Source organism: Bacillus sp. FSL H8-0547, from assembly GCA_038002745.1.
In the GTDB taxonomy this organism is placed as follows: domain Bacteria; phylum Bacillota; class Bacilli; order Bacillales; family Bacillaceae; genus Bacillus_P.
Genome location: JBBODD010000001.1, coordinates 65,430 through 78,410, shown reverse-complemented (window position 1 = coordinate 78,410; position 12,981 = coordinate 65,430). Strand labels below are relative to the sequence as shown.

Sequence of the window (12,981 nt, the reverse complement as noted above, 5' to 3'; positions counted from 1 at the left end):
GAATAGGATGAGTGCGCTCATTTTTCATACCATTTCCGAATTGAAAAGATTTTTCTGTGCATCTGTATGCCAGGTTCTTTCGGTTTCTTTCATATGGTTGAAAATCCTCTCTAGGGCAAACTGGGAGGTTTTTTTATGGCTAAAAATAGTCGAAACGAAAAAGCAATTGTAAAAATAAACGGACTGACAAAGCATTTTGGAGATAAATTGGTTTTTGAGGATGTCAGTTTTGACATCAGAGAAGGTGATCGTGCCGGACTGGCAGGCTATAACGGTACGGGAAAGACAACACTTGCGAATTTGCTGTATGGAACAATTGAACCTGACAAAGGCAGCTTGACAAGGAAAGCAGGCCTTGAAATTGGCTATTTGCTTCAGTCGGTAGATTATTCCGTACAGAATTTTAAAGACGCATTGAACAGCGAAGGGGATCAAACAGTGCTTGAAGCAGCAGGCAGGCTTGGACTTGAAAAGGTGGCTGACTGGGAAGAAGATCGGCTCCTGCATTTGAGCGGGGGAGAAAAGCTGAAGCTTGCTCTTGCTCAGGTCATTTCATCAAATCCCGACCTGCTGATTCTGGATGAACCAACCAATCATCTGGATTATCATGGCATTGAATGGCTGGCAGACTGGCTCCAAACATTCAGGGGAGCAGTACTGATCATCTCCCATGACCGGCATTTTCTGGACCGGACTGTTTCACACATTTTTGAACTTGAGAACAAAAAGCTAAAGGAATACAAAGGAAATTATACTGCGTACAGACAGGAAAAAAAGCGGCAGCTTGAGGAACAAAAGCATGATTATGAATTGCAGCAGAGGCATAAAGCGAAAATTGAGGGACAAATGGAGAACCTGCGCAGCTGGTCTGAAAAGGCACACCGGAATTCAACAAAACAGGGAAGTCTGTCTGAGCGCAGGCAAATGGGCTTTAAAGAGTATCACCGGGCAAAAGCAAAAAAGATGGATGTGCAAGTTCGGTCTAAAATGAAAAGGCTCGAAGCAGAGCTTGAAAAAAATAAAATTGAAAAGCCTCTTGAGGATACGGCTGTACAGTTTGAATTTGATGCTGCAGGGAAGAGGGGAAAACGGATTTTTGAAGCAAAAGGTCTTCAGAAATCATTTGCAGGACGCACTCTGATCGGCAGCAGCCATTTTTACATGAAACATGGAGAAAGAATAGGAGTCATCGGGAGAAACGGTGCAGGAAAGACGACTCTTATAAGGATGCTTCAGGGAATTGAAGGATTGTCCGGCGGAGAATTATGGAGGAGCCCTACACTGAAAATCGCTTGTCTGAGCCAGGATGTGGGTGACTTAAATGCAGATGAAAGTGTTCTCGAAGCCATGCAGGCAGCCGACAGGGATAAGTTGCTTAAAGCAAGGACACTGCTTGCCAATATGGGGCTTAAAGAAGACAAAATAGAGCAGAAGATTGGCTGCTTGAGTCTTGGTGAGAGAACCAGAGTGAAACTTGCCGGGCTCATCTTAAACGAATACGATTGTCTGATTCTGGATGAACCGACGAACCATCTTGATCTGCCAAGCAGGGAGCAGCTGGAGGAGACGCTCAGTCAGTTTGAAGGCACCCTCATCATCATCTCCCACGACAGATATCTTGTTGAAAAACTGTGCGATAAACTGCTGGTTTTTGAGTACGGGAGCATTAGAAGAGCCGAGATGAGAATTGGTGAGTATTATTCTGCATTAAAGAATGAAAATACCGTGCCTAATGACGATGAGGAAGAACTGCTGAAAGTGAATAACCGTCTGACAGCAGTCATAGGAAATCTCAGCCTTATAAACAGAGATCATCCAGAATTTCAGGAATATGACAATGAATTTGCAAGGCTTATCCGCGAGAAAAATCTTCTTGAGAAACGCAAAAAAGGCTGAGACGGAATTCCGTCTCAGCCTTTTTCCATGCAGCGACCTATTTTATTTTACTGCTTCTATGATCTGAACTTGAAGGCTGCCGTTTGTTAGATCTGTCATTGTTTTAATAATAACAGGATGGTCTTTGCTGTTCATAAACTTAAAATCATATCCGTTCCATGAAACGGTAGCATCCTTATTGATCGGCACATAGCCGACTTCTTTGGAATGGTGGTGAAGCTCAATGATTTCAAGTCCTGCCTGTGCCACTGCGTTGTACAGGGTGCTTGAAGTCTGGCAAATTCCGCCGCCTATGCCTTCTACAAATTCCTTGTTGACGATCTCCATTGCTTTTTGGTAACCGCGTGCCGGAGTCCGTTCGCCAACTGTCTGATTGAAATAAAATCTGTCTCCAGGACCAAGTACAATCTGGTCAATCGCATTTGCAGACAAAGCGATATTCATGCTCCTGCCCTTTACTGAAGCATTAAATGTTGTTCTGTAGGTTCCAATCACTTTCTGAGAAGCTCCGGTCAATGATTCTGCCGTAACGTTTGGTGATGTTTCTGTGATCGGAAGGATAATATCCCTGTCAAAAGCAGGAAGCGACATCAGCTGCTGGAGCAATGCTTTTTCATCCAGAATTACTCTGCTTTGACCAGGTTCCAGCTTGCCGTTTCTTATCTTTGAAGGTGTCATTGGCCTGTCATACTGTCCGGCAAGCTCTTTCACAAGCTTTTCCATATTTTCTGCGTGAGCTGCTTTATCTGACAGAGGAGCGGCTTCAATGGTTTTGACCGCTTTGCCGTCCCTTGGGTCGATTAAGGCAAACTCCCGGCTGATTTCAGCAGCTTTTGCTGAGACCGCTTTGGCGCTGACGGCATTTTTAGCTGTCAGCAGCACCTCTTTTTCTCCCAATCCGCATCCGCTTAAACCTGCAACAATACATACAGCAATTAAAAAGCGTTTAATGGTGTTCTCCCCCAGTTATCTATCATTTATTGTGAATCATACATTAGATAAGACGAAAAGGAAAGAGATAAAGTTTCAAAAATTTGGAGAAAAAAAGAATATTTTGCTAAGGTTGAATTTGGTAGCAAAAGCTGATAAAATAAAAAAATAGGAACGCATGTTCTGATATTAACGAGAAAAAGAACCGCTCAGGGAGCGGTCCATTTCCGGTTATTTAGAGACTTTCTGAAGCTTATGAATAACCTGCAGAGATCTTCCTGTTCCAATCGCCACAGATTCCAGAGGGTTTGGTGCAAGGTGAACAGGAACGACAATCTCTTCGCTCAGCCACTCCTGCATGCCTTTCATTAAAGCCCCTCCTCCTGTCAAAATCACACCGCGGTCTACGATATCACCGCTCAGCTCAGGCGGGCAGTCTTCAAGAGTAGCGCGTATCGCTTCAAGAATGTGAAGCAGTGATTCTCTCATAGCGTTTTGCATTTCTGCAGATGACAGTGTAATCGTTTTTGGAAGTCCTGTCACAAGATCACGGCCTCTGACATCCATATGAAGCTCTTCATGTTTGACCAGGGCATAGCCGATTTCCATTTTGATGTTCTCTGCTGTGCGTTCGCCAATCAGCAGGTTGTAATTTTTGCGGACGTAGCCGATAATATCTTCATCAAGCTGATCCCCGCCAATTCTGATAGAGTGGCACGATACAACACCGCCGAATGAAATAATGGCAACTTCAGTCGTGCCGCCGCCGATATCAACAATCACATTTGCGATCGGTTCATCAACTGGCAGATCAGCGCCAATTGCAGCAGCAACCGGCTCTTCAATTAAATGAACAATTTTTGCACCTGAATTCTTAACAGCATCGTGGATGGCGCGGCGCTCAACGCTTGTAGCGCCAGAAGGCGTGCACACGACAACGGTTGGTTTTCTGATTGAAAATCCAAGTTTCTTCGACGCTTTTTTCATGATTTGCTTAAGCATTTCGGTGGTCACATCATAATCAGCAATGACACCGTCTTTAAGAGGCCGTACAGCCACTATTTTACCAGGCGTTTTGCCGATCATGCTTTTTGCTTCCGTGCCGACGGCGAGTACATTTTTTGTAACAGTATCAATCGCCACTACGGACGGTTCATTAAGAGCAATTCCTTTATCCTTGCTGTAGACAAGAATGTTTGCTGTGCCTAAATCAATTCCAATTTCAGAAGTAGAAAACATTTATCTTCACCCAATCCTCATAGATTTCGAGTCTTTCATAAGTATTCTGCAAAGAGTGTCGATTTATGGGGGCAGGATCAACTATTTCCTCATGAATTTTTTCGGTTTTTATGGGCATACAAAGTAAAGGACCGAAAAAGGAAGTGAATGTAAGTGGAAATAAAGTTCTGCCGACACTCTTTTGTTGTGAAAACGAGCATTGTCCTTCCGTCAGATACAAATAACTATGGTACGTTATTCGGTGGAAGGCTCATGTCGTATATTGACGATGTTGCAGCAATTGCAGCAATCAGACATGCAAGGACGCCGGTCGTCACGGCATCCACAGATTCTGTTGATTTTCTTCATCCTATTTATGAAGGGAATTCAGTCTGTCTTGAAGCATTTGTGACGTATACAGGAAGAACGTCAATGGAAGTATTTGTGAAAGTCATTTCCGAAGATCTCCTGAACGGCAACAGAAACCTTTGTGCCATGTCGTTTTTAACAATGGTTGCCGTAGACAAACATAACAAGCCTACTCCTGTTCCGCAGGTGGTGCCTGAATCAGAAACAGAGAAAATGCTGCATGACTCCGCTCTGAGGAGGGCAGCAATCAGAAAAAAACGCAAAGAAGAAGCTGCTGGCATGGCAGCTGCATTTGGAACGGACTATCCGTGGTGCTGAAGCGAAAGCTGCAGGACCACGCGGTTTTTCAGGAAATCAGCATACATGTTCCCTGAGATAGATTTTAAGTATACTGGCTTTATAAATTGTTTGTTTCTTTACTTAAAGTTTAGCATGCATGCACCGCTGAAATGAACAAGAACAAACTTCCAGGAGGATGGATATTGGGATGAAAGAGCTTTGTATTATACCGTGCGGGAACAGGAAAATATGGGATAAGGAGCCGCATATTGGTGAAGTGGAAGCAAAATACGCCTATACTGGAACGTTTCATTTGCTTTGCAGACAGTATGCAGATCTTTTCTATAGTGATCAATGGGTGATTCTTTCGGCTAAACACGGTTTCCTGCTGCCGGTAGACCCCGTGCCCGGTTCGTATAACCTTTCTTTCAGCATGAAATCAGACGAGATTATAAAACTGGAAGACTTGAAGAAACAGGCAGCAGATAAAAATCTGTTGCAGTATGAGCGGCTAATAGTCCTTGGCGGAAAAAAATTCAGACCTATAGCAGCTGCGGTGTTTGAAGGTGAAGCTGTTTTTCCTTTAAGCGGGTGCAGGGGAATCGGCTATATGCAGCAAAAACTGAAAAAGGCCATTGCAGAAAAAAGAAGGATTCACTGCTGAATTGCCGGTTCTGTCTGAATATACCGACAAATAAGGAAATGGTATACTTGGGTAAATCATCCGCTGGTCTTGCAGAAAGACAAGCATGAAAGGAGCAAGAAAGCATCATGAACGTTCACTTGTTTATTTATGGAACACTCCGCCATGGAGAAAGCAATTTTACATATATGAAAGGCGCCTTGTGCCTGGCTGAACAGGCGCGTACGTCAGGAAGACTTTATGACACAGGGGAAGGATATCCTGCGATGACAGCTGAATCCGGAGCGGTTTATGGTGAGCTGTTGGAACTGGACGAAGAGAACCTTGAAAAGATCCATGAATTAGAGGGGTACCTCGCTGAAAACCATCAAGATAACTTATTCGAACTTAAAGAAATCACTGTTATGACGGATACCGGAGAATTCCGGGCTTTAAGCTACATCATGAACACAAGCAAAACAACCCGAATGAAACAGATTCAAAGCGGCGACTGGAAAGAATACATGTTTGCTTCCGAATTACCGGAAGAAACGCTGTATTTTGCTTACGGATCGTGCATGGATACAGAACGGTTCAAACTTGCAGGAGTCGATCATCACTTTGCTGAAGTAATAGGGGCGGGGAAAATTGAGCGATATACGGTGAAATTCACGATTTCCGTACATGACGGCGGACGTGCAGATCTTGTTGAGGAACGCGGGGGAGCAGAAGGAATTCTGTACAGAGTTCCAAAAGAAGCTGTCGAGTATCTTTATGTGAGAGAAGGGGTAGGAACAGGAATGTACCGGCCTGCATTTGTAAAAGTGGAGGTGAATGGCCGGGTATACGAGCAGTGTCTGACTTTTACAGTCATCGACAAGAAAGAAGAGTTTCGGCCACCTGGTCATTATTCGTCAGAGATTTTAAAAGGTGCTGAAGGCAGATTGAGTCCGGAGTATGTGAAGCGAATGAAACGCTATATGGATGAGCTGCCTGAAATGTAGTATTCCACTTTTGGAAAAGACATCTTGATTAAGCGGCAGATGCTTGCCATTTTAGTTCATTGGGTTTAAAGTAATGGTAACATTTGTTTAAAGAATGATAGCTGGAGGAAATACATATGAAAAAAGATTTTGCAGTTATCGGCCTTGGCCGTTTTGGCGGGAGCATTTGCCGCGAGCTCAGCGAAGAGGGCATGGAAGTAATGGCGATTGACCTTGATGAAGATAAAGTAAACGAATATGCTAATATAGCTTCACATGCCGTAGTAGGAGATACAACAGATGAAGCTGTATTAAAAAGTCTTGGAATCCGTAACTTTGATCATGTCATTGTTGCGATTGGGGATAACATTCAGTCGAGCATTCTTACAACGCTGATGCTTAAAGAGCTTGGAGTGAAGTTTATTACAGTCAAAGCCCAGAATGATTATCACGAAAAGGTGCTTTCCAAAATAGGCGCCGATCAGATTGTCCATCCAGAGAGGGATATGGGAAGACGGATTGCCCATAATCTTATTTCAAACAATGTGCTTGATTATCTTGAGCTTTCTGATGAACACAGCATCGTTGAGATTGTGGCAAACAGCAAGCTCGATGGAAACACGCTGATTGATCTTGATATTCGTGCCAAATACGGCATTAACATTGTTGCCATTAAAAGAGATAAAGAAATTTTTGTTTCTCCCCAGGCAGATGAAATTATCCAAAAGGGCGATATTCTGATCGTCATCGGTGCAGATACAGATATAGACCGGTTTGAAAAGCGGGTTCTGGAAGCTTAAAAAGACACATTTCGTGTCTTTTTTTTCTTAGTTCCTGCCTTGTCTGTCCGTTTGTGTTTTTGGAAAAGTGGCATACTTGATAATGTATACATGCTGGATTCCAGCTGGGCGGTCGGCTGAGCCCCTGTCTCTTTTCTTTTGAAGCAAAGGAAGGGGGTGATGCCCGGATGACAGTCTTTGAAAGCTTGACGTTAGCTATCTCTTTCGCCACGCTTATCATTGCCATCCTGTCATTTGACCAAAAAAAATAGACCCCCGGCTGTTCGGCTGCAGGCGAGGTCTGGAATGTTCTTTGACTGTTTCTTTCAGGCCGGCCCCAGATTCGGGACCCTTGTATGCAGGCCGCAGGCTGTAAGGGCACCTGCGGCTTTATCTATTGCCTTCCTTTTATAGCCTTCCTCAGGAGGCGTTTTTTATAAGCAGAAAAAAAGATTGACTGCAAGGCTGATGTGTCTTAGTATATGAAACTAATTAAACATCTTTTCTCGTATAATTTTGGAAATAAGGTCCAAAAGTTTCTACCGAACTGCCGTAAAAAGTTTGACTGCGGGGATTATATTAGAACAGGCGCAAACACATGCGTCTTTCTTTTGCATCCTCTTCGCAATCCTATAAAAGCGAGGGGTTTTTTTATGACTGAAAAAGAACAATTGAAATACAAGATCTGGGCTGCATCAAAAAAAGAAAAAGCAGAGCTTGTTTTTAAAAATGCCCGTATCGTGGATGTGTTTAATTTGGACATCATCCATGGCGATGTTGCCGTTTCAGCGGGGAAAATAGTCGGCATCGGGGACTATGAGGGGCATGATGAAATCGATGCATCAGACAAATTCATCTGTCCCGGCCTGATTGACGCTCATGTCCACATTGAATCCTCCATGGTTCCTCCTCACGAATTTGCTAAAGCTGTGCTTCCGCACGGAGTAACTGCCGTGATAGCAGATCCTCATGAGATCGCCAATGTCTCGGGTGCGGCCGGCATACAGTACATGCTTGACAGTTCAGAGGACATACTGCTTGATGTTTTTATCATGCTGCCATCTTGTGTACCGGCGACAAGTTTTGAGCATTCTGGTGCAAAACTTGAAGCGGAGGACCTTGAACCTTTTTTTCAGCATGAACGTGTTATTGGGCTAGCGGAAGTGATGGATTATGTGGCTGTGAAAAATACGTCGGACAGTATGATGGATAAACTTAAAATGGCGCAGAAGCATTCCAGCTTGATTGATGGCCATATGGCAGGGCTTCCTGTGGATATGGCCAATGTTTACAGATCGGCCGGAATAAGTACGGATCACGAAGTGACGACTGCCCAAGAGGCAATTGAACGGGTGCAGCGGGGAATGTATGTACAGATCAGGCAAGGTTCTGCGGCAAAAGACTTCCACCGTGTTATTGGGGCGGTCAATGAGAAAAATGCACGGAGATTTTTATTCTGCACAGATGATAAACACCTTGATGATCTTGTAAAAGAGGGAAGTGTAGACCATCATATCAGACTTGCAGCCAAACATGGACTGAATCCTGTGACAGCCATTCAGATGGCGACTTTGAATGCTGCAGAATGCTACGGTCTTAAAAGCAAAGGGGCAGTAGCGCCGGGATATGATGCAGATCTTGTGCTGGTAGATGATTTAAGCAGTTTTAAAGTTGATTCTGTGTACAAGCGAGGGGTGCTTGCCGCAATCCATGGAAAAACGGTGAAAAAAGCTGCAGACCGGAGAAAGGTTCCCGGCATGCTGCTGGGTTCTGTCGTTCTTCCTGAAATCGATTCCTCCATGCTTGCTGTACGTGCAGACGAAAATCAGCTGATGACCATGATCGAAGCAGTGCCGAATCAGCTTGTTACACGAAGGGCCGAGGAGATCGTTCATACTGTAAACGGATTTTTTGTGCCATCGGCAGACCTTGGGCACGCAAAGCTGATCATGGCTGAACGCCATAAAGGAACCGGGCTGATCGGCAAAGGAGTTCTGAAAGGGTTCCCCATGAAGCGCGGCGCCATTGCAGCGACGATTGCACATGACTCCCACAACCTCATTGCAGCCGGAATGAGTGATGAGGATCTGATACTCGCTGCAGCAGCAATCAAGGAAATGGGGGGAGGACTTGCTGTTGCGGCTGACGGGGAAATCCTCGCACAGCTGCCTCTTCCTGTATCGGGTCTACTGTCAGATCAGCCTTATGAAAAAGTTCTTGATGGCCTGCAAAAAATTCATGATGCCCTTGCTGAAACCGGACTTCCGGACAGCTTTAATCCATTTCTGACATTGTCGTTTCTAGGCCTTCCGGTTATTCCCGAGCTGAAAATAACGTGTGAAGGGATATTTGATGTTACTCAATTCAGACATATTTAACAGAAAAAACCGGTCTCAGAAATTTCTGAGACCGGTTTTTTAATTTATGTAAGAATGCAATGCTGCTCTAATTTTCAAACTGAGTCTTTCTGTCGATCTGCAAAAGAGTGACCGCCTTTTTAGTGGCAGGGCTGATCACGTCCGCCTTGACACCTTTTTCTTTTAAACGCTGTACAAATTTTTCAAGAGAGGATGGCTTTTTCATCGCTTAGGCACTACCTTTCTGAATCTAAAAGTACTTGACTGAACGGTCAGTTCATTATACCTTAAATAACACTCAGCTTCAAGATGGTTTAAGGAGGAGAATGTGCCGGTAAAAGCAAAATAACTTCGGAGAATGAAAAAGACTGCCGCTAGACGGGCAGTCTTCGTCAAAGAATATAAGATGGTGCGTCCGGAAAGAATTCCGGATTAGCAGTCATTTAGATTAAACCTCCATGATGATCGGCAGGATCATCGGGCGGCGTTTTGTTTTTTCATACAGGAACGGTGCAAGTGTGTCTGTTATTTCATTTTTGATTTCAGACCACTGGCTTGTACGGCGTTCCATCACTTTATTCAAGTGTTTTGTAATCAGAACCTGGGCGTCATTGATCAGGTCGCCTGATTCTCTCATATAGACAAATCCGCGAGAGATGATGTCTGGACCGGCTGAAATTTTAAATTCTTTCATATTAATGCTCACTACTACAATCACAAGGCCTTCTTCAGAAAGAATACGGCGGTCTCTGAGAACGATGTTCCCGATATCGCCAATTCCGCTTCCGTCAATGTAAACAGAGCCTGAAGGGATTTTGCCTGCTACGGACACTTCGCGGTCGCTTAATGCAAGCACTTCGCCGTTGTCCATGATAAAGCAGTTTTCTGCAGCTACTCCGCAATCCTTTGCGAGCTTGGAGTGCATAATCTGCATGCGGTATTCACCGTGAATCGGCATAAAGTATTCAGGTTTCATAAGGCGCAGCATCAGCTTTTGTTCTTCCTGGCCGCCATGGCCTGAAGTATGAACGTCACTCAATGAACCGTGAATGACTTCTGCTCCTGCACGATAGAGCTGGTTAATGGTCCGGCTTACGCTGATTGTGTTGCCCGGAATCGGTGAAGATGAAAAAACAACAGTATCGCCTGGAATAATCTGAATCTGGCGGTGTGTTCCGTTCGCTATACGGGACAGAGCAGCCATTGGTTCACCCTGGCTTCCTGTGCAGAGAATGGTGACTCTGTTTGCAGGAAGGCGGTTAATTTCATGAGGCTCAACGAATGTATCTTTCGGACACTGAATGTAGCCAAGGTCCTGGCCGATTGTAATGGCAGATTCCATACTCCGGCCAAAAACAGCAACTTTTCTGCCATGCTGAACCGCAGCTTCTACTACTTGCTGAAGCCTGTGAATGTTAGATGCAAAGGTAGCGAAAATGACGCGTCCATCGACTTTCCGGAAAATTTCCTGGATGCTTTCGCCAACGCGGCGCTCTGACATAGTGAAATGGGGAATTTCGCTGTTTGTGCTGTCTGATAACAGGCACAGTACGCCTTCTTTGCCGATCTCAGCCATTTTCGTCAAGTTGGCAGGTTCGCCGACAGGTGTGAAATCAAATTTGAAGTCACCTGTATGGACGATATTTCCCGGCGGTGTTTTGACAACGATTCCATAAGAATCCGGAATGCTGTGAGTTGTACGGAAGAAAGTAACAGACGTTTTTCTGAACTTAATGATGTCATCTTCTTTAATTTCGATGAGTTTAGCCTGGCGAAGCAAACCGTGCTCTTCTAATTTGTTGCGGATAAGTCCGAGGGCAAGCTTGCCTCCGTAGATCGGAATGTTCACTTGCTTTAAAAGGTAGGGAATTCCTCCAATATGATCTTCGTGGCCGTGCGTGATGAAAAGTCCCTTAATTTTATCCTCGTTTTTTACTAAGTACGTATAATCGGGTATAACATAATCAATTCCAAGCAGTTCCTCTTCAGGAAACTTAATGCCGGCATCAATCATGATGATCTCATCCTGGAACTGGACACCGTACGTGTTTTTCCCGATTTCTCCAAGTCCACCAAGAGCGAAAACCGCTACCTGGTCATTTTTAACAAATTTCATAAAATCAAATCTCCAATACTTTAAAGTTTTCGTTTTGTTTTTCGTATTCTAAGTAAGCACCTTCAACAGATTGAATAAATTCAATGTTGTGATTGCGTTCCTTCAGTTTATTGCGTGCATCGCCTTCTGTTCTCGCTTCAATATAAAGGGTTTTTGTTTTTTCGCGAACAGGAACCTCTCCGAGTTTTTCCTGAAAATAAACTTTGTATAGCATTGCCAAATCTCTCCTTAACTGCCGTATGTTAGACTAACTTGTTCTATTATATTCGATAATGGCCTCTAAGCCAACCCTCACCCGGTCCCGGGGCGTTTTTGGAGGAAAGAAAAAACCTTTCTGCGGGCAGAAAGGTTTCATTACGCTATTGATTTTCTGCCAAGAATGCTATTCCATTGAGACCGCAATCTGCGTCTGAGTTTTTTCATCATGATTTTCCACACTCCCATCTTGTCCAATTTTCGGAATGTTTACCGTTCGAATCTGCCAGACTTAGTATATGTGAATATCGGAAAAGATAACATGGATATTTATGGCAGGTGCAGCTGCGGGAAAAAATACAGGTGTTTTGGTTGTGGCTCCATTTATTTTCCGCTATGATGAGTCATGTAAAAGCTGTCAAAACTACGAACAAGTAAGGAGACCTATATTATGACCGGAAACGTAATCTTTTTTGATATAGACGGAACATTGCTTAATCATGATAAGGAAATTCCTGATTCAACTAGAAAAGCGATAGATGATTTGAAAAAAGCGGGACACCATGTTGCAATTGCAACAGGGAGAGCTCCGTTCATGTTTGAAGACCTCCGCCGCGAGCTTGGAATCGATTCCTTTGTCAGCTTCAACGGGCAATATGTTGTTTTCGAAGGTGATGTGATTTATAAGAACCCGCTTCATACAGAACGTCTGGAAGAATTATATGAGTACGCAAAAACTTCGGATCATCCGCTTGTCTTTATGAGCAATGAAACAATGATGTCTACAGAAACAGATCATCCGTACATACATGAAAGCATGGGAAGCCTGAAATTCAAGCACCCTGAACTTGATCCCGAGTTCTACCGGAATCATGAGATTTATCAGACACTGCTGTTCTGCAAAGAAGGCGAAGAAGAGGCGTATAAAAAATACGAGGATTTTCACATCATCCGCTGGCATGAACTTGCGACAGATATTCTTCCATTTGGCGGATCAAAGGCAGAGGGGATAAAAAAGCTTATCGAACGCCTCGATATCAGCAAGGAAAATGTATATGCGTTTGGTGACGGACTGAATGACCTTGAAATGATTAAATTTGCCGGAACTGGTGTGGCTATGGGGAATGCCGTTGCCGAATTAAAGGAAATTGCAGATGAAATCACAACGAATGTAGATGAAGACGGCATTTTGAACGGCTTGAAGAAAACCGGTCTTCTATAAGAAAAAACCTGTCTG

General features: G+C 44.0%; 12 protein-coding genes and 1 riboswitch. Of the genes, 7 read left to right on the top strand and 5 right to left on the bottom strand.

Annotated elements, in window-relative coordinates; all coding sequences use genetic code 11:
- Positions 1 to 135: 135 nt before the first annotated feature.
- Positions 136 to 1,896 (top strand): ABC-F type ribosomal protection protein, encoded by a 1,761-nt coding sequence (gene abc-f / locus MHB63_00400; protein MEK3805045.1) that lies wholly within the window; start codon positions 136 to 138, stop codon positions 1,894 to 1,896.
- A gap of 42 nt (positions 1,897 to 1,938) precedes the next feature.
- Here abc-f and MHB63_00395 read toward each other — a convergent pair whose 3' ends face one another.
- Together MHB63_00395 and mreBH are read right to left on the bottom strand one after the other, a co-directional pair.
- Positions 1,939 to 2,793: a VanW family protein gene (locus MHB63_00395; GenBank protein ID MEK3805044.1), complete on the bottom strand. Its 855-nt coding sequence runs from the start codon at positions 2,791 to 2,793 to the stop codon at positions 1,939 to 1,941.
- A 264-nt stretch (positions 2,794 to 3,057) separates the two neighbouring features.
- Entirely contained in the window at positions 3,058 to 4,065 is a 1,008-nt protein-coding gene (gene mreBH, locus MHB63_00390) for a rod-share determining protein MreBH (protein ID MEK3805043.1), read from the bottom strand.
- A 153-nt stretch (positions 4,066 to 4,218) separates the two neighbouring features.
- On the opposite strand from mreBH, the gene MHB63_00385 reads away from it, so the two are divergent.
- The 5 genes from MHB63_00385 (at position 4,219) to ade (ending at position 9,454) form a co-directional block, all read left to right on the top strand.
- Positions 4,219 to 4,731 (top strand): acyl-CoA thioesterase, encoded by a 513-nt coding sequence (locus MHB63_00385; GenBank protein MEK3805042.1) that lies wholly within the window; start codon positions 4,219 to 4,221, stop codon positions 4,729 to 4,731.
- A 169-nt stretch (positions 4,732 to 4,900) separates the two neighbouring features.
- The gene (locus MHB63_00380) at positions 4,901 to 5,356 is read left to right on the top strand and encodes a DUF6884 domain-containing protein (protein ID MEK3805041.1); all 456 of its coding nucleotides are present in this window, start codon (positions 4,901 to 4,903) and stop codon (positions 5,354 to 5,356) included.
- A gap of 107 nt (positions 5,357 to 5,463) precedes the next feature.
- A complete protein-coding gene (locus tag MHB63_00375; protein ID MEK3805040.1) occupies positions 5,464 to 6,318 on the top strand; it encodes a gamma-glutamylcyclotransferase in 855 nt (284 codons plus the stop codon).
- A 116-nt stretch (positions 6,319 to 6,434) separates the two neighbouring features.
- Entirely contained in the window at positions 6,435 to 7,097 is a 663-nt protein-coding gene (locus MHB63_00370; protein MEK3805039.1) for a TrkA family potassium uptake protein, read from the top strand.
- Positions 7,098 to 7,562: 465 nt separating this feature from the next.
- Positions 7,563 to 7,664, top strand: a riboswitch (purine riboswitch).
- Between the two features lie 65 nt (positions 7,665 to 7,729).
- Positions 7,730 to 9,454, top strand: coding sequence for an adenine deaminase (gene ade, locus MHB63_00365; GenBank protein MEK3805038.1), 1,725 nt, complete (start codon positions 7,730 to 7,732; stop codon positions 9,452 to 9,454).
- 67 nt (positions 9,455 to 9,521) lie between these two features.
- On the opposite strand, the gene MHB63_00360 is transcribed toward ade, so the two are convergent.
- From MHB63_00360 to MHB63_00350, 3 genes are all read right to left on the bottom strand, one after another.
- Positions 9,522 to 9,659 (bottom strand): hypothetical protein, encoded by a 138-nt coding sequence (locus tag MHB63_00360; GenBank protein MEK3805037.1) that lies wholly within the window; start codon positions 9,657 to 9,659, stop codon positions 9,522 to 9,524.
- Positions 9,660 to 9,881: 222 nt separating this feature from the next.
- Positions 9,882 to 11,549 carry a ribonuclease J1 gene (rnjA, locus tag MHB63_00355; GenBank protein ID MEK3805036.1) on the bottom strand — a complete coding sequence of 556 codons (1,668 nt, stop codon included), beginning with the start codon at positions 11,547 to 11,549 and terminating at the stop codon, positions 9,882 to 9,884.
- Between the two features lie 4 nt (positions 11,550 to 11,553).
- On the bottom strand, positions 11,554 to 11,763 hold the full coding sequence (locus MHB63_00350; GenBank protein MEK3805035.1) for a DNA-directed RNA polymerase subunit epsilon: 210 nt from the start codon (positions 11,761 to 11,763) through the stop codon (positions 11,554 to 11,556).
- 432 nt (positions 11,764 to 12,195) lie between these two features.
- Here MHB63_00350 and MHB63_00345 point away from each other — a divergent pair, with 432 nt between their 5' ends.
- Positions 12,196 to 12,966 (top strand): Cof-type HAD-IIB family hydrolase, encoded by a 771-nt coding sequence (locus MHB63_00345; protein ID MEK3805034.1) that lies wholly within the window; start codon positions 12,196 to 12,198, stop codon positions 12,964 to 12,966.
- The last annotated feature ends 15 nt before the right edge of the window (positions 12,967 to 12,981 follow it).